This is a genomic window from Pseudomonas sp. BMW13, assembly GCF_013357275.1.
Lineage (GTDB): Bacteria > Pseudomonadota > Gammaproteobacteria > Pseudomonadales > Pseudomonadaceae > Aquipseudomonas > Aquipseudomonas khazarica.
Genome location: NZ_SUKD01000005.1, coordinates 131,263 through 151,975, shown reverse-complemented (window position 1 = coordinate 151,975; position 20,713 = coordinate 131,263). Strand labels below are relative to the sequence as shown.

General features: G+C 66.1%; 15 protein-coding genes. 12 read left to right on the top strand and 3 right to left on the bottom strand.

Annotation, left to right across the window (positions count from 1 at the left end):
• Positions 1–57: 57 nt before the first annotated feature.
• The 11 genes from nuoC to nuoN all read left to right on the top strand — a co-directional run bounded on the left by nuoC (position 58) and on the right by nuoN (position 13,767).
• Complete coding sequence (gene nuoC, locus E4487_RS05780; RefSeq protein ID WP_037055874.1) at positions 58–1,839, top strand: NADH-quinone oxidoreductase subunit C/D; 1,782 nt, start codon at positions 58–60, stop codon at positions 1,837–1,839.
• Complete coding sequence (gene nuoE / locus E4487_RS05775; RefSeq protein ID WP_175252955.1) at positions 1,836–2,336, top strand: NADH-quinone oxidoreductase subunit NuoE; 501 nt, start codon at positions 1,836–1,838, stop codon at positions 2,334–2,336. Before nuoC ends, nuoE begins: the two co-directional genes overlap by 4 nt.
• Positions 2,333–3,679: an NADH-quinone oxidoreductase subunit NuoF gene (gene nuoF / locus E4487_RS05770; protein ID WP_134675884.1), complete on the top strand. Its 1,347-nt coding sequence runs from the start codon at positions 2,333–2,335 to the stop codon at positions 3,677–3,679. Before nuoE ends, nuoF begins: the two co-directional genes overlap by 4 nt.
• 58 nt (positions 3,680–3,737) lie before the next feature.
• Positions 3,738–6,446, top strand: a complete 2,709-nt coding sequence (gene nuoG, locus E4487_RS05765) for an NADH-quinone oxidoreductase subunit NuoG (RefSeq protein ID WP_175252897.1) — start codon at positions 3,738–3,740, stop codon at positions 6,444–6,446.
• A complete protein-coding gene (nuoH, locus tag E4487_RS05760; protein WP_037055871.1) occupies positions 6,443–7,435 on the top strand; it encodes an NADH-quinone oxidoreductase subunit NuoH in 993 nt (330 codons plus the stop codon). Before nuoG ends, nuoH begins: the two co-directional genes overlap by 4 nt.
• Positions 7,436–7,446: 11 nt before the next feature.
• Positions 7,447–7,995 (top strand): NADH-quinone oxidoreductase subunit NuoI, encoded by a 549-nt coding sequence (nuoI, locus tag E4487_RS05755; protein WP_037055870.1) that lies wholly within the window; start codon positions 7,447–7,449, stop codon positions 7,993–7,995.
• Positions 7,996–8,059: 64 nt separating this feature from the next.
• Entirely contained in the window at positions 8,060–8,569 is a 510-nt protein-coding gene (gene nuoJ / locus E4487_RS05750) for an NADH-quinone oxidoreductase subunit J (protein ID WP_175252896.1), read from the top strand.
• Complete coding sequence (nuoK, locus tag E4487_RS05745; protein ID WP_037055867.1) at positions 8,566–8,874, top strand: NADH-quinone oxidoreductase subunit NuoK; 309 nt, start codon at positions 8,566–8,568, stop codon at positions 8,872–8,874. Before nuoJ ends, nuoK begins: the two co-directional genes overlap by 4 nt.
• Positions 8,871–10,721, top strand: a complete 1,851-nt coding sequence (gene nuoL / locus E4487_RS05740; protein ID WP_150609524.1) for an NADH-quinone oxidoreductase subunit L — start codon at positions 8,871–8,873, stop codon at positions 10,719–10,721. Before nuoK ends, nuoL begins: the two co-directional genes overlap by 4 nt.
• Before the next feature lie 13 nt (positions 10,722–10,734).
• The gene (gene nuoM / locus E4487_RS05735; protein ID WP_037055864.1) at positions 10,735–12,264 is read left to right on the top strand and encodes an NADH-quinone oxidoreductase subunit M; all 1,530 of its coding nucleotides are present in this window, start codon (positions 10,735–10,737) and stop codon (positions 12,262–12,264) included.
• Between the two features lie 18 nt (positions 12,265–12,282).
• Positions 12,283–13,767 (top strand): NADH-quinone oxidoreductase subunit NuoN, encoded by a 1,485-nt coding sequence (nuoN, locus tag E4487_RS05730; protein ID WP_175252895.1) that lies wholly within the window; start codon positions 12,283–12,285, stop codon positions 13,765–13,767.
• A 93-nt stretch (positions 13,768–13,860) separates the two neighbouring features.
• Here nuoN and tam read toward each other — a convergent pair whose 3' ends face one another.
• Positions 13,861–14,622, bottom strand: coding sequence for a trans-aconitate 2-methyltransferase (gene tam / locus E4487_RS05725; RefSeq protein ID WP_134675887.1), 762 nt, complete (start codon positions 14,620–14,622; stop codon positions 13,861–13,863).
• 321 nt (positions 14,623–14,943) lie between these two features.
• On the opposite strand from tam, the gene E4487_RS05720 reads away from it, so the two are divergent.
• A complete protein-coding gene (locus E4487_RS05720; protein ID WP_037055859.1) occupies positions 14,944–15,951 on the top strand; it encodes a TRAP transporter substrate-binding protein in 1,008 nt (335 codons plus the stop codon).
• 48 nt (positions 15,952–15,999) lie between these two features.
• Here E4487_RS05720 and E4487_RS05715 read toward each other — a convergent pair whose 3' ends face one another.
• Both E4487_RS05715 and E4487_RS05710 read right to left on the bottom strand, forming a co-directional pair.
• Positions 16,000–17,493, bottom strand: coding sequence for an efflux transporter outer membrane subunit (locus E4487_RS05715; RefSeq protein WP_306669864.1), 1,494 nt, complete (start codon positions 17,491–17,493; stop codon positions 16,000–16,002).
• Complete coding sequence (locus E4487_RS05710; RefSeq protein ID WP_175252894.1) at positions 17,490–20,594, bottom strand: multidrug efflux RND transporter permease subunit; 3,105 nt, start codon at positions 20,592–20,594, stop codon at positions 17,490–17,492. The genes E4487_RS05715 and E4487_RS05710 overlap by 4 nt, the downstream gene beginning before the upstream one ends.
• Positions 20,595–20,713 lie beyond the last annotated feature (119 nt).

The window sequence follows — 20,713 nt, the reverse complement described above, 5'->3', positions numbered from 1 at the left end:
GCTTGCCTGCGCAAGCCTCACGCCCACTTTCTACGTTGTTCGATAGCGACCGAGACCATGACTGCAGACACCGTTGTGTCCATACCGCCATACAAGGCTGACGACCAGGACGTCGTCGCCGAACTGCGCGCCCAATTCGGCGACGACAGTTTCACCCTGCAAAGCACCCGCACCGGCATGCCGGTTCTCTGGGTCGCCCGCGAGCGCCTGATCGAGGTGCTCACCTGCCTGCGCAAGCTGCCGCGCCCCTACGTGATGCTCTATGACCTGCACGGCGTCGACGAGCGCCTGCGCACCCAGCGTCGCGGCCTGCCGGATGCCGACTTCACCGTGTTCTACCACCTGATGTCGCTGGAGCGTAACAGTGACGTGATGATCAAGGTGGCGCTGCGCGAGGGCGATCTCAACCTGCCGAGCGCCACCGGCATCTGGCCCAACGCCAACTGGTACGAGCGTGAGGTCTGGGACCTGTACGGCATCACCTTCACCGGCCACCCGCACCTGAGCCGCATCATGATGCCGCCGACCTGGGAAGGCCACCCGCTGCGCAAAGACTATCCGGCGCGCGCCACCGAGTTCGACCCCTTCAGCCTGACCCTGGCCAAGCAGCAGCTCGAGGAAGAAGCCGCGCGCTTCCGCCCGGAGGACTGGGGCATGAAACGCGGCGGCGAGCACGAGGACTACATGTTCCTCAACCTCGGCCCCAACCACCCTTCCGCGCACGGTGCCTTCCGCATCATCCTGCAGCTCGACGGTGAAGAGATCGTCGACTGCGTGCCGGAGATCGGCTACCACCACCGTGGCGCCGAGAAGATGGCCGAGCGCCAGAGCTGGCACAGCTTCATCCCCTACACCGACCGCATCGACTACCTCGGCGGGGTGATGAACAACCTGCCCTACGTGCTGGCCGTGGAGAAGCTGGCCGGCATCAAGGTGCCGCAGAAGGTCGACACCATCCGCGTGATGCTCGCCGAGTTCTTCCGCATCACCAGCCACCTGCTGTTCCTGGGTACCTACATCCAGGACGTCGGCGCCATGACCCCGGTGTTCTTCACCTTCACCGACCGCCAGCGCGCCTACAAGGTGATCGAAGCCATCACCGGCTTCCGCCTGCATCCGGCCTGGTACCGCATCGGCGGCGTCGCCCACGACCTGCCTCGTGGCTGGGACAAGCTGGTCAAGGAGTTCGTCGACTGGCTGCCCAAGCGCCTCGACGAGTACGAGAAGGCGGCACTGAAGAACAGCATCCTCAAGGCGCGCACCATCGGCGTGGCGCAGTACAACACCAGGGAAGCGCTGGAATGGGGCACCACCGGTGCCGGTCTGCGCGCCACCGGCTGCGACTTCGACCTGCGCAAGGCGCGCCCCTACTCCGGCTACGAGAACTTCGAGTTCGAGGTGCCGCTGGCCGCCAATGGCGACGCCTACGACCGCTGCATGGTCCGCGTGGAAGAGATGCGTCAGAGCATCCGCATCATCGACCAGTGCCTGAAGAACATGCCGGAAGGCCCGTACAAGGCGGACCACCCGCTGACCACACCGCCACCGAAAGAGCGCACGCTGCAGCACATCGAGACCCTGATCACGCACTTCCTGCAGGTTTCCTGGGGCCCGGTCATGCCGGCCAACGAAGCCTTCCAGATGATCGAGGCGACCAAGGGCATCAACAGCTATTACCTGACGAGCGACGGCAGCACCATGAGCTACCGCACCCGGATTCGCACCCCCAGCTTCGCCCACCTGCAGCAGATCCCCGCAGTGATTCGCGGCAGCATGGTGGCGGACCTGATTGCCTATCTGGGCAGTATCGACTTCGTCATGGCCGACGTGGACCGCTGATCATGAGCACGCTAATCCAGACAGACCGTTTCGTCCTCAGCGAAACCGAACGCTCGGCCATCGAGCACGAGATGCATCACTACGAAGACCCGCGCGCCGCCAGCATCGAGGCGCTGAAGATCGTGCAGAAGGAGCGCGGCTGGGTGCCGGACGGCGCCGCCGATGCCATTGGCGCGATCCTCGGCATCCCCGCCAGCGACGTCGAGGGCGTCGCCACCTTCTACAGCCAGATCTTCCGTCAGCCGGTCGGCCGCCACGTCATCCGCGTATGCGACAGCATGACCTGCTACATCGGTGGCCATGAGTCGGTGCTCGCCGAGATGCAGCAACAGCTCGGCATCGGCCTCGGCCAGACCACCGCCGACGAGCGTTTCACCCTGCTGCCGGTGTGCTGCCTGGGCAATTGCGACAAGGCCCCGGCCGTGATGATCGACGACGACACCTTCGGCGACGTTCGAGCGGACGGCGTAGCCAAGCTGCTGGAGGACTACAAATGAAGACCCTCACCTCCAGCGGCCCGGCCAACCGCATCGCCCGCAGCGAAGAGACCCACCCGCTGACCTGGCGCCTGCGCGACGACGCCCAGCCGGTATGGCTGGCCGAGTACCAGGCGAAGAACGGCTATGCCGCCGCACGCAAGGCGCTGACCGAGATGGCCCAGGCCGACATCGTGCAGACCGTCAAGGAATCCGGTCTCAAGGGCCGCGGCGGTGCAGGCTTCCCCACGGGCGTGAAGTGGGGCCTGATGCCGGCCGACGAATCCCTGAACATCCGCTACCTGCTGTGCAACGCGGACGAGATGGAGCCCAACACCTGGAAGGACCGCATGCTCATGGAGCAGCTGCCGCACCTGCTGGTGGAAGGCATGCTGATCTCGGCTCGCGCGCTCAAGGCCTACCGTGGCTACATCTTCCTGCGCGGCGAATACGTCGACGCCGCCGCCAACCTCAACCGCGCCATCGAGGAAGCCAAGGCTGCCGGTCTGCTGGGCAAGAACATCTTCGGCTCCGGTTTCGATTTCGAGCTGTTCGTGCATACCGGCGCCGGGCGCTACATCTGTGGCGAAGAAACCGCGCTGATCAACTCGCTCGAAGGCCGCCGCGCCAACCCGCGCGCCAAACCGCCCTTCCCCGCTGCCGTCGGCGTGTGGGGCAAGCCGACCTGCGTCAACAACGTCGAGACCCTGTGCAACGTGCCCGCCATCGTTTCTGGCGGTGTCGACTGGTACAAGAGCCTCGCCCGTCCGGGCAGCGAAGACCATGGCACCAAGCTGATGGGCTTCTCCGGCAAGGTGAAGAACCCCGGCCTGTGGGAGCTGCCGTTCGGCGTCAGCGCGCGCGAACTGTTCGAGGAGCATGCCGGCGGCATGCGCGACGGCTACCGGCTCAAGTGCTGGCAGCCGGGCGGCGCCGGTACCGGTTTCCTGCTGCCCGAGCACCTCGAGGCGCAGATGTACGCTGGCGGCATCGCCAAGGTCGGTACGCGCATGGGCACCGGCCTGGCGCTGGCGGTGGACGACTCGATCAACATGGTCTCCCTGCTGCGCAACATGGAAGAGTTCTTCGCCCGCGAGTCCTGTGGCTGGTGCACGCCGTGCCGCGATGGTCTGCCGTGGAGCGTGAAGATTCTCCGCGCCCTGGAGCGCAAGCAGGGTACCGCCGAAGACATCCAGACCCTGCTCGGGCTGGTCAACTTCCTCGGCCCGGGCAAGACCTTCTGCGCCCACGCACCCGGTGCGGTGGAGCCGCTGGGCAGCGCCATCAAGTATTTCCGTGAAGAGTTCGAGGCCGGTGTGGCGCAGGTGGCGAGCACGCCCCGCACGCCGGCGACCGCGAGCTGAACAGACGAATTCCCTTAGCCAGCCGCTTTAGCAAGCGGGTAAACGAAGACTCAAAGAAATGGCCACTATCCACGTAGACGGCAAAGATTTCGAAGTCGATGGAGCGGACAACCTGCTGCAGGCCTGCCTGTCCCTCGGCCTCGATATCCCCTACTTCTGCTGGCACCCCGCGCTTGGCAGCGTCGGGGCCTGCCGGCAGTGTGCGGTCAAGCAGTACAACGACGAGAACGACACCCGTGGTCGTATCGTCATGTCCTGCATGACGCCTGCCACCGACAACACCTGGATCAGCATCGACGACGAGGAATCCAAGGCGTTCCGCGCCAGCGTCGTCGAATGGCTGATGACCAACCACCCGCACGACTGCCCGGTGTGCGAGGAAGGCGGTCACTGCCACCTGCAGGACATGACGGTGATGACCGGGCACAACGCCCGTCGCTATCGCTTCACCAAGCGCACCCACCAGAACCAGGAGCTTGGCCCGTTCATCGCCCATGAGATGAACCGCTGCATCGCCTGCTACCGATGCGTGCGCTACTACAAGGACTACGCCGGCGGCACCGACCTGGGCGTGTATGGCGCGCACGACAACGTGTACTTCGGTCGCGTCGAGGACGGCACGCTGGAAAGCGAGTTCTCCGGCAACCTGGTCGAGGTCTGCCCGACCGGCGTGTTCACCGACAAGACCCATTCCGAGCGCTACAACCGCAAGTGGGACATGCAGTTCGCCCCAAGCATCTGCCATGGCTGCTCCAGCGGCTGCAACATCAGTCCCGGCGAGCGCTACGGCGAACTGCGCCGGATCGAGAACCGCTTCAACGGCTCGGTCAACCAGTACTTCCTCTGCGACCGCGGCCGTTTCGGCTACGGCTACGTCAACCGCGAGGATCGCCCGCGCCAGCCACTGCTGGGGAGTCAGCCGCTGGGCATCGATGCCGCGCTGGACAAGGCCGCCGAGCTGCTCAAGGGCAAGCGCGTGATCGGCATCGGTTCGCCGCGCGCCAGCCTCGAAGCCAACTTCGCCCTGCGCGAACTGGTCGGTGCCGAGCACTACTACAGTGGCATCGCGGCCGCCGAGCTGGACAACATTCGCCTGATCCGCGACATCCTGCGCAACGGCCCGCTGCCGACGCCGACGCTGCGCGATGTCGAGCTGCACGACGCCATCTTCGTCCTCGGCGAAGACCTGACCCAGACCGCCGCGCGCCTGGCCCTGGCCCTGCGCCAGGCGGTCAAGGGCAAGGCCACCGAGATCGCCGCCGGCGCACGCATCCAGGACTGGCACATGGCAGCCGTGCAGAACGTCGCCCAGCACGCCCGGCATCCCCTGTTCATCGCCAGCGTCGGCGAGACCCGCCTGGATGACGTCGCCGCCGAGAGCGTGCATGCCGCGCCGGCCGATCTGGCCCGTATCGGTTTCGCCGTGGCCCACGCCATCGACCCCAGCGCCCCGGCCGTGGACGGCCTGGAAACGGAGGCGCGCGAGCTGGTACAGCGCATCGCCGCTGCGCTGACCAACGCCAGTCGCCCGCTGATCGTGTCCGGTGCCTCGCTGGGCGACAAGGCCCTGATCGAAGCGGCCGCCAACATCGCCAGCGCCCTGAAGAACCGTGAGAAGAACGGCTCGCTGAGCCTGGTGGTGCCCGAGGCCAACAGCCTGGGCCTGGCCCTGCTCGGCGGCGAATCCGTCGACGCCGCGCTGCTGGCCCTGAGCAGCGGCCAGGCCGATGCCGTGATCGTGCTGGAGAACGACCTGTACCGCCGCGCCGATGCTGCCAAGGTCGACGCCGCGCTGGCTGCCGCGCAGAGCGTGATCGTCGCCGACCACCAGCGCACCGCGACCAGCGAACGCGCCCACCTGCTACTGCCGGTGGCCAGCTTCGCCGAGGGCGACGGCACCCTGGTCAGCCTCGAGGGCCGCGCCCAGCGTTTCTTCCAGGTCTATGAGCCGAGTTACTACGACAGCAACATCCTGATCCGCGAGGGCTGGCGCTGGCTGCACGCGCTGCACAGCACCCTGCAGGGCAAGGCCGTGGACTGGACGCAGCTGGACCAGGTCACCGACGCCTGCGCCGCCAGCAACCCGCTGCTGGCCGGCATCAGGGACGCCGCGCCGAGCGCCGCGTTCCGCATCAAGGGCCTCAAGCTGGCGCGCGAACCGCATCGCTACAGCGGTCGCACCGCCATGCGCGCCAACATCAGCGTGCACGAGCCGCGTCAGCCGCAGGATCAGGATTCGGCCTTCGCCTTCTCCATGGAAGGCTACGCCGGCAGCAAGGAAGACCGGCAGCAGATTCCGTTCGCCTGGTCGCCGGGCTGGAACTCGCCGCAGGCCTGGAACAAGTTCCAGGACGAGGTCGGTGGTCACCTGCGCGCCGGCGACCCCGGCGTGCGTCTGCTCGAGGCCGCTGGCAACGCGCTGCCCTGGTTCGCGGTGAACGCTGCGTTCAACCCGGCGGCCGGTACCTGGCAGGTGGCGCCGCTGCACCACCTGTTCGGCAGCGAGGAAAACTCCGCGCGCGCCAAACCCATCCAGGAACGCATGCCCGAGCCCTATGTGGCCCTGGCCCGCGACGAGGCGGCTCGCCTTGGGGTGAACGACGGTGCGCTGCTGGCCCTGCGCGTCAACGGCCAGGCCCTGCGCCTGCCGCTGCAGGTGCGTGACGATCTGGGCGTCGGCCTGGTCGGCCTGCCGCTCGGCTTGCCGGGCATTCCGGCGACGCTCGCCGGTGCCAGCGTGACCCTGCTGCAGGAGGCCGCACAATGAGCTGGTTGACGCCCGAACTGATCGAGATCGTCATCGCCGTACTCAAGGCCATCGTCATCCTGCTGGTGGTGGTGGTCTGCGGTGCGCTGCTGAGCTTCATCGAGCGGCGCCTGCTCGGCTGGTGGCAGGACCGCTACGGCCCCAACCGCGTCGGGCCGTTCGGCATGTTCCAGATCGCCGCCGACATGATCAAGATGTTCTTCAAGGAGGACTGGACGCCGCCGTTCGCCGACAGGTTCATCTTCATCCTGGCACCGATGATCGCCTTCTCGGCGATGCTGATGGCCTTCGCCATCATCCCCATCACCCCGACCTGGGGGGTGGCGGACCTGAACATCGGCATCCTGTTCTTCTTCGCCATGGCCGGCCTTTCGGTCTACGCGGTGCTGTTCGCCGGCTGGTCGAGCAACAACAAGTTCGCCCTGCTCGGCAGCCTGCGCGCGTCGGCCCAGACCATCTCCTACGAGGTGTTCCTGGCCCTGGCACTGATGGGTGTGGTGGCGCAGGTCGGCTCGTTCAACATGCGCGACATCGTCGATTACCAGGCGCAGAACCTGTGGTTCATCATTCCGCAGTTCTTCGGCTTCTGTACCTTCTTCATCGCTGCCGTCGCCGTGACCCACCGTCACCCGTTCGACCAGCCGGAAGCCGAACAGGAGCTGGCCGACGGTTACCACATCGAATACGCCGGGATGAAGTGGGGCATGTTCTTCGTTGGCGAGTACGTCGCCATCGTCACCGTCTCGGCCCTGCTGGTGACGCTGTTCTTCGGTGGCTGGCATGGCCCGTTCGGCATCCTGCCGCAGATCCCGTTCTTCTGGTTCGCGCTGAAGACGGCCTTCTTCATCATGATCTTCATCCTGCTGCGCGCGTCGATCCCACGCCCGCGCTATGACCAGGTCATGGCCTTCAGCTGGAAGTTCTGCCTGCCGCTGACCCTGATCAACCTGCTGGTGACCGGCGCATTCGTGCTGGCCGCGGCCCAGTAAGGAGAAACGCAATGTTCAAATACATCTGGGACGTGCTGGTCGGCACCGCCACCCAGCTACGCAGCCTGGCCATGGTCTTCAGCCATGGTTTTCGCAAGCGTGACACCCTGCAATACCCGGAAGAGCCGGTCTACTTGCCGCCGCGCTACCGTGGCCGCATCGTCCTCACCCGCGACCCCGACGGCGAAGAGCGCTGCGTGGCGTGCAACCTGTGCGCCGTGGCCTGCCCGGTAGGCTGCATCTCGCTGCAGAAGGCCGAGACCGATGACGGTCGCTGGTACCCGGAGTTCTTCCGCATCAACTTCTCGCGCTGCATCTTCTGTGGCCTGTGCGAGGAAGCCTGCCCGACCACGGCGATCCAGCTCACTCCCGACTTCGAGATGGGCGAGTTCAAGCGCCAGGATCTGGTGTACGAGAAGGAAGACCTGCTGATCAGCGGCCCCGGCAAGAACCCGGACTACAACTTCTACCGCGTCGCCGGCATGGCCATCGCCGGCAAGCCCAAGGGCGCCGCGCAGGACGAGGCCGAGCCGATCAACGTCAAGGGACTGCTGCCATGATGCTGATATCACTTTCCCTGCCCCTCGCCCGCCACCGTGCGCGGGCTACCGTGAGGAGCCTGTAATGGAATTCGCGTTCTACTTCGCCGCCGGCGTGGCGGTGGCATCGACGGTGGGGGTGATCACCAACACCAACCCGGTGCATGCCCTGCTCTACCTGATCGTCTCGCTGCTGGCGGTGTCGATGGTGTTCTTCGCCCTTGGCGCGCCCTTCGCCGGCGCGCTGGAAATCATCGTCTACGCCGGCGCCATCATGGTGCTGTTCGTCTTCGTGGTGATGATGCTCAACCTCGGCCCGGCCGCTGCCGATCAGGAACGCAGGTGGCTGACGCCCGGCATCTGGGTCGGTCCGGCCATTCTCAGCGCCCTGCTGCTCGGGCAGTTGCTCTACGTGCTGCTCAGCCATGTCAGCGATGCCCAGATCGGCCATGCCACGGTCGAAGCCAAGGCCGTCGGCATCAGCCTGTTCGGCCCCTACCTGCTGGTGGTGGAGCTGGCCTCGATGCTGCTGCTCGCCGCCCTGGTCGCCGCCTACCACCTGGGCCGCCATGACGCCAAGGAGCCCACAGCATGACCGGTATACCCCTGGAGCACGGCCTGGCCCTGGCCGGCGTGCTGTTCTGCATCGGCCTGGTCGGGCTGATGGTGCGGCGCAACATCCTGTTCATCCTGATGAGCCTGGAAGTGATGATGAACGCCGCAGCGCTCGCCTTCATCGTCGCCGGCGCCCGCTGGGGTGCGGCTGACGGCCAGGTGATGTTCATTCTGGTGATCACCCTGGCAGCCGCCGAGGCCAGTATCGGCCTGGCGATCCTGCTGCAGCTGTATCGCCGCTTCAACACCCTGGATATCGACGCTGCCAGCGAGATGCGCGGATGAACCTTCTAGCCCTGACTCTATTCTTCCCGCTGCTCGGCTGGCTGCTGCTGGCCTTCTCGCGCGGACGCCTGTCGGAAAACACCAGCGCAGTGATCGGCGTCGGCTCCATCGGCCTGGCGGCTGCCAGCGCCGCCTGGGTGATCGCCGCCTTCCTCGGCAACCCACCGGCTTCAGGCGCCTACAGCCTGACCCTGTGGCAGTGGATGAGCGTCGAAGGCCTGGCGCCGAGCTTCACCCTGTACCTGGACGGCCTGTCCGTGACCATGCTCGGCGTGGTCACCGGCGTGGGTTTTCTGATCCACCTGTTCGCCAGCTGGTACATGCGTGGCGAGGAAGGCTACTCGCGCTTCTTCGCCTACACCAACCTGTTCATCTTCAGCATGTTGCTGCTGGTGCTCGGCGACAACCTGCTGGTGCTGTTCTTCGGCTGGGAAGGCGTGGGTCTGTGCTCGTACCTGCTGATCGGCTTCTACTACAAGCACGTGCCCAACGGTAACGCCGCGCTCAAGGCCTTCATCGTCACCCGCATCGGCGACGTGTTCCTGATGATCGGCCTGTTCCTGCTGTTCCTCAACCTCGGCACCCTGAACATCCAGGAGCTGATGGTGCTGGCACCGCAGCGCTACGTCGCGGGCGACACCTGGCTGTGGCTGGCCACGCTGATGCTGCTCGGCGGCGCGGTGGGCAAGTCGGCGCAGTTGCCGCTGCAGACCTGGCTGGCCGACGCCATGGCCGGTCCGACCCCGGTGTCGGCGCTGATCCACGCGGCGACCATGGTCACTGCCGGCGTCTACCTGATCGCGCGCACTCATGGCCTGTTCCTGCTGACCCCGGAGATTCTCGAACTGGTCGGCATCGTCGGCGGCGTGACCCTGGTGCTGGCCGGTTTCGCCGCGCTGGTGCAGACCGACATCAAGCGCATCCTCGCCTACTCGACCATGAGCCAGATCGGCTACATGTTCCTCGCCCTGGGCGTCGGTGCCTGGGACGCGGCGATCTTCCACCTGATGACCCACGCCTTCTTCAAGGCCCTGCTGTTCCTGGCGTCCGGTGCGGTGATCCATGCCTGCCACCACGAGCAGAACATCTTCAGGATGGGCGGCCTGTGGAAGAAACTGCCACTGGCCTACGCCAGCTTCGTCGTTGGCGGTGCAGCCCTGGCCGCGCTGCCGCTGCTGACGGCCGGTTTCTACTCCAAGGACGAAATCCTCTGGGAAGCCTTCGCCAGCGGCCACGGTGGCCTGCTCTACGCGGGGCTGACCGGCGCCTTCCTGACCTCGATCTACACCTTCCGCCTGATCTTCATCGCCTTCCACGGCGAGCAGAAGACCGAGGCCCATGCCGGCCATGGCATCGCCCACAACCTGCCGCTGCTGGTGCTGATCGTGCTGTCGACCTTCATCGGCGCCTGGATCACCCCACCGCTGGCCGGCGTCCTGCCGGAAAGCGCCGGGCATGCCGGTGGCGAGGCCAAGCACAGCCTGGAGTTGCTGTCCGGGCTGATCGCGGTCAGCGGCATCGTCATCGCCGCCCTGCTCTTCCTCGGCCAGCGCCGCTTCGCCAGTGCCGTGGCGCAGAGCGCGCCGGGTCGCCTGCTGAGCGCCTGGTGGTTCGCCGCCTGGGGCTTCGACTGGCTCTACGACAAGCTGTTCGTGCGCCCCTACCTGCTGCTCTGCCACCTGCTGCGCCGCGATCCGATCGACCGCAGCATCGGCCTGATCCCGCTGCTCGCGCGCGGCGGCAATGCCGCGCTGGTACGCAGCGAAACCGGTCAGGTGCGCTGGTACGCCGCCTCGATCGCCGGGGGCGCCGTGCTGGTGCTCGCCGCCATCCTATTTTTGAGTTAAGGAAAACAGCCTGATGATTCTGCCCTGGCTAATCCTGATCCCCTTCATCGGCGGCCTGCTGTGCTGGCAAGGCGAGCGCTTCGGCCACGTCCTGCCGCGCTGGATCGCCCTGATCACCATGGGCCTGCTGTTCGGCCTGAGCCTGTGGCTGTGGGTCAGCGGTGATTTCACCCTGGCGCCAGCCCCGGACGGCGGCCCGCGCTGGGCCCACGAATTCGTCATCGACTGGATCCCGCGTCTGGGGATAACCATCCACCTGGCGATGGACGGCCTGTCGGTGCTGATGGTGACGCTCACCGGCCTGCTCGGCGTGCTCTCGGTGCTCTGCTCGTGGAACGAGATCCAGAACCGCGTCGGCTTCTTCCACCTCAACCTGATGTGGATTCTCGGCGGCGTGGTCGGCGTGTTCCTCGCCGTCGACCTGTTCCTGTTCTTCTTCTTCTGGGAAATGATGCTGGTGCCGATGTACTTCCTCATCGCGCTCTGGGGTCACAGCGGCAGCGACGGCCGCACCCGCATCACCGCCGCCACCAAGTTCTTCATCTTCACTCAGGCCAGCGGCCTGGTCATGCTGGTGTCGATCCTCGCCCTGGTGTTCGTGCACTTCAACCAGACCGGCGTGCTCAGCTTCAACTACGCCGACCTGCTGCAGACCGAACTGGCGCCAGGCACCGAGTACCTGCTGATGCTCGGCTTCTTCGTCGCCTTCGCGGTGAAGTTCCCGGTGGTACCGGTGCATTCCTGGCTGCCCGACGCCCACGCCCAGGCGCCGACCGCAGGCTCCGTGGACCTCGCCGGCATCCTGCTGAAAACCGCCGCCTACGGCCTGCTGCGCTTCGCCCTGCCGCTGTTCCCCAACGCCTCGGCGGAGTTCGCACCGATCGCTCAGTGGCTCGGCGTGTTCGCCATCGTCTACGGCGCCCTGCTGTCCTTCGCGCAGACCGACATCAAGCGCCTGGTGGCCTACTCCAGCGTCTCGCACATGGGCTTCGTGCTCATCGCCATCTACTCCGGCAGCCAGATCGCGCTGCAGGGCGCGGTGGTGCAGATGGTCGCTCACGGCCTGTCCGCCGCGGCACTGTTCATCCTCTGCGGCCAGCTCTACGAGCGCCTGCATACTCGTGACCTGAGCCAGATGGGCGGCATCTGGGCGCGCATGCCCTGGCTGCCGGCCATCAGCCTGTTCTTCGCCGCCGCGGCGCTGGGCCTGCCGGGCACCGGCAACTTCGTCGGCGAGTTCCTCATCCTGATCGGCAGTTTCCCGAGTGCGCCCTGGGTCGTGGTACTGGCCGCCTGCGGCCTGGTGCTCGGCTCGGTGTATGCCCTGGCGATGATTCACCGCGCGTACTTCGGCCCGGTGCGGCAGGAGGCGGCATTGCCCGGTCTGAAAGCCCGCGAGCTGTCCATGGTACTTGGCCTCGGGGCACTGCTGATTCTGCTTGGCGTCTACCCGCAACCGGTGCTCGACACCTCCGCTGCCAGCATGCATGGCGTGCAGCAGTGGCTGGCTGGCGCCCTCGATCAACTCGCCTCGGGCCGGTAGGGTAAGGATTAGAGACTCATGGAACATCACGCTGTCGAATTCACCCTGCAACACCTGATTGCCCTGCTGCCGCTGCTGGTGACCAGCCTCACCGTGGTGGTGGTGATGCTGGCCATCGCCGCCAAGCGCAATCACACCCTGACCTTCATCCTCTCGGTGGTGGGCCTGAACCTGGCGCTGCTGTCGCTGATTCCGACCCTGGAGGTCACGCCGCTGGCGGTCACTCCCCTGCTGCTGGTCGACAACTTCGCCTGCTACTACATGGCGCTGGTGCTGGCCGCCAGCCTGGCCTGCATCACGCTGATCCACGCCTACCTGGGCGGCGAGTCGGGCAAGGGTTACCCGGGCAACCGCGAGGAGCTGTACCTGCTGGTGCTGCTGTCCGCTGCCGGCGGCCTGGTGCTGGTCAGCGCGCAACACCTGGCCGGGCTGTTCATCGGCCTGGAACTGCTGTCGGTGCCGACCTACGGCATGATCGCCTACGCCTTCTTCAACAAGCGCTCGCTGGAAGCCGGGATCAAGTACATGGTGCTGTCGGCGGCAGGCAGCGCCTTCCTGCTGTTCGGCATGGCGCTGCTGTACGCCGAGTCCGGCAACCTGGCCTTCGCCGACCTCGGCGTCAGCCTGGCGCGGGAAAGCACCCTGCTGGTCCAGATCGGCATCGGCATGATGCTCATCGGCCTGGCGTTCAAGCTGTCGCTGGTGCCCTTCCACCTGTGGACGCCGGATGTCTACGAAGGCGCGCCGGCGCCGGTAGCGGCGTTCCTCGCCACCGCCAGCAAGGTGGCGGTGTTCGCCGTGCTGCTGCGCCTGTACCAGATCTCACCGGCCACCGCTGGCGGCTGGCTGAACGAACTGCTGACGCTGATCGCCATCGCCTCGATCCTGTTCGGCAACCTGCTGGCGCTGCTGCAGAACAACCTCAAGCGTCTGCTCGGTTATTCCTCCATCGCCCACTTTGGCTACCTGCTGGTGGCGCTGGTCGCCAGCCAGGGTCTGGCCGTGGAAGCCATCGGCGTGTACCTGGCCACCTATGTGCTGACCAGCCTCGGCGCGTTCGGCGTGATCACCCTGATGTCCACGCCCTACAGCGGCCGCGATGCCGATGCGCTGTACGAGTACCGGGGCCTGTTCTGGCGCCGTCCGTACCTGACCGCCGTGCTCACGGTGATGATGCTGTCACTGGCCGGCATTCCGCTGACCGCCGGCTTCATCGGCAAGTTCTACGTGATCGCCGCCGGTGTCGAGGCGCAGCTGTGGTGGCTGCTCGGTGCCATGGTGCTGGGCAGTGCCATCGGCGTGTTCTACTACCTGCGGGTGATGGTCACGCTGTTCATGCGCGAACCCAACCTGCATCGCCACGACGCCCCCTTCGACTGGGGCCAGCGCGCCGGCGGCATCATGCTGCTGGTGGTCGCACTGCTCGCCTTCTTCCTCGGCGTGTATCCGCAGCCGTTGCTGGAACTGGTGCAACAGGCCGGACTGGTCGCCCTCGCGCAGTAAGCCAAAGCCCCGCAGATGCGGGGCTTTTTCTTCTCAGGCTCGCCGGGAAAAGTCACTGCAGCACTGCGGGCTTAATCGCGACAGCCTGTAGCGCTAGCGCCGGGCCACCAGAAACAGACGCGGGAACGGCAACAGCACGCGCCCATCGGCCTGCTGCGGGTAGGCCTCGGCAATCGCCGCCTGGTAACGCTGCAGGAAGGCGGCCTGCTGCTCGGCATCCAGCGGCTGCAGGAACGGCCGCAGCGCAGTGGACTTGAACCACTCGACCACCGCCCTGGCGTCGTCCAGCACATGGAAGTAGGTGGTGCGCCAGATATCCAGCTCGCTGGCATGCGCGCCGAGGATGTCGTAATAGGCCTGCGCAGTGTGCCGCTCGGGGTGCTGCACATGACCGATACGCGCTGCCCATGGACCATCGGCCGCCACTTCCCTGGCCAGGCGATGCGCCGGTTCCTGCAGGTTGTCCGGCGTCTGGATCGCCAGCCAGCCGCCCGGTGCCAGCTGGGCCAGCAGACGCGGGTAGAGCTGCGCGTGATCGTCCAGCCACTGCAGCGAGGCGTTGGCCAGGATCAGCTGCGGCGCGATGTCGGCCTGCCAGTGCTGGATATCCGCCAGCTGCACGCTGACCTGCGGCAGCCGTTCACGCGCCGCGCGCAGCATGTCCTCGCTGCTGTCGATGGCGACGATGCGCGCCTCGGGGGCATGCGCCTGCAGCACCGCGGTGGAATTGCCGGGGCCGCAGCCCAGGTCCACCGCCTGCTCGATGCCCTCGCGGGGCACAGCCGCCAGGAGATCCTGGACAGGACGGGTACGCTGGCGTTCGAACAGGGAATACTGCGTGGCGGACCAACTCATCGGGGCGCTCCTGGATGACAGAGGGAGCGGCACAGGATAGCAGGGCTGCTGGATACGTTGCGCACCGGCAAGTTTCCGCTGTGTCTTCCCGGGCACATGGCGGTTATCCGCCACCTAATGTGCGCTGGATCACAGCCTTTTCACCATCCCAGGCACTCTGGCGGATATTCGCCACACTGGCATAAGCCTTGCCATGCAGGACTTCAACTCTGGTCGGGTATCGGGTACTGCCGCACCCCTTGCCGTCATTGCGTGCCAGAGTCGACCAACACAGGGCTGCCGAAACGAGCGCCCAAACCGACAAGAAGAAAAGGAAGCAGTATGTTCAATCCAGTCCGCGCCCTGGCCACCTGCGCCCTGGCGTTAGCCGCCTTCAGTGCCAACCCGGCACTGGCCGATGAACCTATCCTGATCAAGTTCTCCCACGTCGTTGCCGATGGCACGCCCAAAGGCCAGGGCGCCCTGCTGTTCAAGCAACTGGTCGAGGAACGCCTGGCTGGCAAGGTAACGGTCGAGGTCTACCCCAATTCCAGCCTCTATGGAGACGCCAACGAGCTCGAAGCCCTGCAGAAGGACGAAGTCCAGCTGCTGGCACCGTCGCTGGCCAAGTTCGAGCAATACACCAAGCAACTGCAGGTCTTCGATCTGCCGTTCCTGTTCGACGACATCGAGGCGGTCAACCGCTTCCAGAAGCGCTCCAAGGGCCGCCAGCTACTGCGCTCCATGGAAGATCACAACATCGTCGGCCTGGCCTACTGGCACAACGGCATGAAGCAGCTCTCGGCAACCCGCGCGCTGCACACGCCAGGCGATGCCAACGGCCTGAGCTTCCGCATTCAGCCTTCGGCGGTGCTGGAGGCGCAGTTCCGCCAGATCGGCGCGAGCAGCCAGAAACTGCCCTTCGCCGAAGTCTTCAACGCGCTCAAGAGTGGCCAGGTACAAGGCGCCGAGAACCCCTGGTCGAACATCTACAGCAAGCAGCTGCACGAGGTGCAACCCTTCATCAGCGAAACCAACCATGGCGTGCTGGACTACATGCTGGTGAGCAACTCGCGCTTCTGGTACAGCATTCCGCACCACATCCGCACCGAACTGGAAGCCATCATCGACGAAGTGACCTACGTGGTGAACCAGCAGGCGGAGGCCGCCAACCAGACCGATCGCCAGCGCATCATCGACTCCGGCCGCAGCCAGGTGATCACCCTCACCGGCGAGGAACGCGAAGCCTGGCGCAACGCCATGCGCCCGGTGTGGCAGCAGTTCGAATCGGTGATCGGCAGCGACGTGATCAAGGCCGCACAGACCGTGAATCGCAAGCAGCACAAGTGATGCGAAAGCGGCGTGGCGGATTCCCGCCACGCCCACTGCTGCGCCTCGTCAGTCAGTCGAGGACGTCTGCTCCTGCAACTGTTCGACCTGCCAGCCGCCGCCCAGTGCCGCGATCAGCTGCACGCTGGCCAGCAGGCGATTGCCCAGTAGCGTGAGGTTCGAGCGTTCGTTGCTCAATGCCGTCGCCTGCACGGTGACCACGCTGTTGTAGTCCACGGTACCGGCACGGTACTGGTTCTCGATCAGGCGCAGTGCTTCGCGCGCGGCATCCAGCGCCTCCTGCTGCACCCCGCTCTCCTGCTCCAGCACGCGCAACTGCACCAGGTAGTCCTCCACTTCGCGGAAGCTGTCCAGCACGGCCTGGCGGTACTCGGCCACGGTCTGGTCGTAGGCGGCCTCGCTGCGTTCCAGTTCGGCCCGTCGTGCGCCACCGTCGAACAGGGTCAGTGCCAGCTGTGGGCCAAGCGACCAGAAGCGGTTGGGCACCTCGATCCAGTCGGCGAAGCTGCTACCGCGATAACCGCCCGTGGCGGAGAGGCTGAGATCGGGAAACCAGGCTGCTTCGGCCACGCCGATCTGCGCGTTGGCGGCCATCACCCGGCGCTCGGCGGCAGCCACGTCGGGACGACGCTCCAGCAGTTGCGAGGGCAGCGCCAGCGGTATCGCCGGCAAGGCCGGCAGGCTTTCGCGCGGCGCAATCGACAACTGCGCCGGGCTGCCCCCCACCAGTACGGCGATCGCATGCTCCAGCTGCGCGCGTTGCCATTGCAGGTCGATGGCCTGGGCCTGGGTGCTCTTGAGCTGGGTGGTGGCCTGGCTCACGTCGGATTTCGGCACGATACCGGCGCGGTACTGGTTCTCGGTCAGGCGCAACGAGCGCGCATAGGCGGCGACCGTGGCATCGAGCAGGCGCGACTGCTCGTCGAGCACCCGCAGTTGCAGGTAGTTCTGCACCAGCTCGCCCTGCAGGCTCAGGCGCGCGGCGGCGAGATCCGCGGCACTGGCCTCGAACTCGGCGCGGCTGGCCTCCAGGCCACGGCGCAGCTTGCCCCAGATATCCAGTTCCCACGCCGCGCTGAGACTCAGGTCATAGCTCTTGCTGATGCCCGATGCGCTGGTGCCGCTGTTCGTCCCCGAGGCGCCCTGCCCCGAACGCGTGACCCCGGCGCTGCCTGACAGCGTCGGGTAGAAGCTGGCCCGGGCGCCGCGCACCAGTGCGCGCGCCTGGCGGTACTGGGCCTCGGCCGCCGCCAGGTTCTGGTTGGACAGCTGCAGGCGCTCGACCAGCGCGTTCAGCTCGGCATCGCCGTACAGGGCCCACCAGTTGCCGCGCGCCAGGGCATCGGCCGGGGCCGCCGAGGTCCAGCCCTCGACCTGCTTGAACTGTACCGGCGTGCTCAGTTCGGGGCGCTGATAGTCCGGGCCGAGGGCGCAGCCCGCCAGCAGCCCGAGCAGCAGGATCAGGCTGCAGGAACGCGGCAGGCGCCCGGCCCGGAGCGCACGAGCAGGAGGAAAAACATCTGGGAACTGGACGGGTTTCATAGCGGATTATCCAACGAAGCATCGGTACGCACGCCGCGCCAGCGATTGACGCGATGGCGCAGGCGGTCGAAATAGAGGTAAACCACCGGGGTGGTGTAGAGCGTCAGCAACTGGCTGAGAACCAGGCCGCCGACGATGGTGATGCCCAGCGGCTGGCGCATCTCCGAGCCTTCGGCGCTGCCGAGCACCAGGGGCAAGGCACCGAGAATGGCGGCGAGCGTGGTCATCAGGATCGGCCTGAAGCGCAGCAGGCAGGCCTGGCGGATGGACTCCTGCGGGCCGAGCCGTTCGCCGCGCTCGAGCTGCAGCGCCAGGTCGACCATCAGAATGGCATTCTTCTTGACGATACCGATCAGCAGGAACAGCCCCAGCAGGGAGATCAGGCTGAATTCCATCCCCACCAGTTGCAACGCCAGCAAGGCCCCGACACCGGCCGAAGGCAGCGTGGAGAGGATGGTCAGCGGATGCACGTAGCTCTCGTAGAGCACGCCGAGGACGATGTACACCACCACCAGCGCCAGCAGGATCATCAACGGCTGGTTGCCCTGGGTCTGCTGGAAGGCGGCGCCCGTGCCACCCATGGTGCCCTGCACCTCGGTGGGCAGGCCGAGCCGCGCCACCGCATCGTCGATCGCCCGGCTGGCCTGGTCCAGGCTCACGCCTTCGCTCAGGGCGAAACCGATGTTCTCGGAGGCGAACTGCCCCTGGTGGTTGACCCGGTCCTCCTCCAGGCTGCGTTCCCAGTGGGCGAAGGTGGACAACGGCACGCGCGCGCCGTCGGCGGTGATCAGCTGGATCTGATCCAGCGCCTCGGGGTACTGCGCATAGCGCGGGTCGATTTCCATGACCACGCTGTACTGGTTGAGCGCTTCGTAGATGGTCGACACCTGGCGCTGGCTGAAGGCATTGTTGAGCACCGAGGTGATCATGACCATGTCCACGCCCAGGCGTTTCGCCGTCTCACGGTCGACTACCAGGCGTATCTGCTGCGCCCCCTCGTTCTCGTTGGCATCGATGTCGGTCAGTTCGGGCAGCGCCCGCAACGCCTCGCGCACCTTGGGCAGCCACTCGCGCAGCGCATCGAGATCATCGGAGAGCAGCATGTATTCATTCTCCGAACTGCGCCCTTCGCGCCCGCCGATCTGCAGGTCCTGATCCGGCATGAGGAACATGCGGCCACCGGGCACCTTGGGCACTTCCCTGCGCAGGCGGTTGATCACCGCCTGCGACGACAGCCCGCGTTCACCGATGGCCTTGAGCCGCACGATCATGAACGCATTGTTGATGCCACCGCTGCCGCCGATGAAGCCCGCCACGCTGTCCACCGCCGGGTCGGCCAGCACGGCCTTGCGGAAGGCCTCCATCTTCGGCTGCATGACCTGGAACGACAGGCCGTCGTCGCCACGGATGAAACCGATCAGCTGGCCGGTGTCCTGCTGCGGCATGAAGGTCTTGGGAATGCTGACGAACAGGTAGACGTTGAGCGCGATGGTGGCGATGAAGCTCAGCAGCATCAGCAGCGAATGGCGCAGGGCCCAGTCCAGCGTACGCCCGTAGACGGCCAGCACCCGGCTCTGCACGCGGTCGCCCCATTGCTGCAGGCGGCTGCGCGACTGTTCGTCCTCGGCCCTGAGCCAGCGCGCGCAGAGCATCGGCGTCAGGGTCAGCGACACCAGCAGGGAGATCACCACCGCCACCGCGAGGGTGATGGAGAACTCGCGGAACAGGCGCTCGACGATGCCGCCCATGAACAGGATGGAAATGAATACCGCCACCAGCGACAGGTTCATCGACAGCAGGGTGAAACCGACCTCGCGCGTACCCTTCAGGGCCGCCGCCATGGGTGTTTCGCCATCGTGGATGTGGCGAGCGATGTTCTCCAGCACCACGATGGCATCGTCCACCACCAGGCCGGTGGCGATGATCAGCGCCATCAGCGACAGGTTGTTGAGCGAGAACCCCAGCAGGTACATCGCGGCGAAGCTGCCGATCAGCGAAACCGGTACCGCCAGCGCCGGGATCAGCGCCGCCCGCCAGCGCCCGAGAAACGCCAGCACCACCAGGATCACCAGGCCGACGGCGATCAGCAGGGTCTGCTCGGCTTCATGCAGGGTCGCGCGAATCACCGGCGAACGGTCCATCGCCACCTGCAGCTCGACACTGGCGGGGATCACCTCGCGCAACGCCGGCAGTTGCTCGCGGATATCGCTGATGGTCTGCAGGATGTTCGCCCCGCTCTGCCGGTTGATCACCAGCAGCACGGACTCGCGGTCATTGTAGAAGCCGCTGTTGTAGCGGTCCTCGACGCCATCGGTCACCGTGGCCACGTCGCCGAGGCGCACGGCGGCGCCATCCTGATAGCGAATGATCATCGGGATGTAGTCGGCGGCCTTGGCCAGTTGGTCGCTGGCCTGCACCTGCCAGCGACGCTGCTCGTCCTCCACCGCCCCCTTGGGACGCAGCGCGTTGCTGGAGGCGATGGTCTGGCGCACCTCGTCGAGGGCGATGCCGTAGTGATCGAGCAGGCGCGGCTCCAGCGACACGCGCACGGCAGGCAGGGAGCTGCCGCCGACCTGGACTTCACCCACGCCACCGACCTGCGCCAGCTTCTGCGCGAGGATGGTCGAGGCCACATCGTACAGCTGCCCCTTGTCGAGGTTCGGGCTGGTCAGCGAAAGCACCATGATCGGTGCCTGCGACGGGTTGATCTTGCGGTAGGTGGGCATGGTGCGCATGCCGCTGGGCAGCAGGTCACGGGCCGCGTTGATCGCTGCCTGTACTTCGCGGGCCGCGGTATTGATGTCCTTGTCCAGGTCGAACTGCACCATGATCCGCGTGCTGCCCTGGCTGCTGCGGCTGTTCATCTGGCTGATGCCGGAAATGCTGCCGAGCGAGCGTTCCAGCGGCGTGGCCACGGTGGAGGCCATGATCTGCGGGCTGGCGCCAGGCAGGCTGGCCTGCACGGTGATGGTCGGAAAGTCCATCTGCGGCAGCGGCGCCACCGGCAGCAGGCCGAAGCTGACGCCACCGAGCAGCATGATCGCCAGGCTCAGCAGCAAGGTCGCCACCGGGCGACGGATGAAGGGGGCCGAGAGATTCATGGGCACACGCTCTGCTCCCTCTCCCATTCATGGGAGAGGGCTGGGGAGAGGGTCACCAACGCGACGCGATACCCACCCTCTCCCCCGGCCCCTCTCCCGCAAGCGAGAGAGGGGAGGAA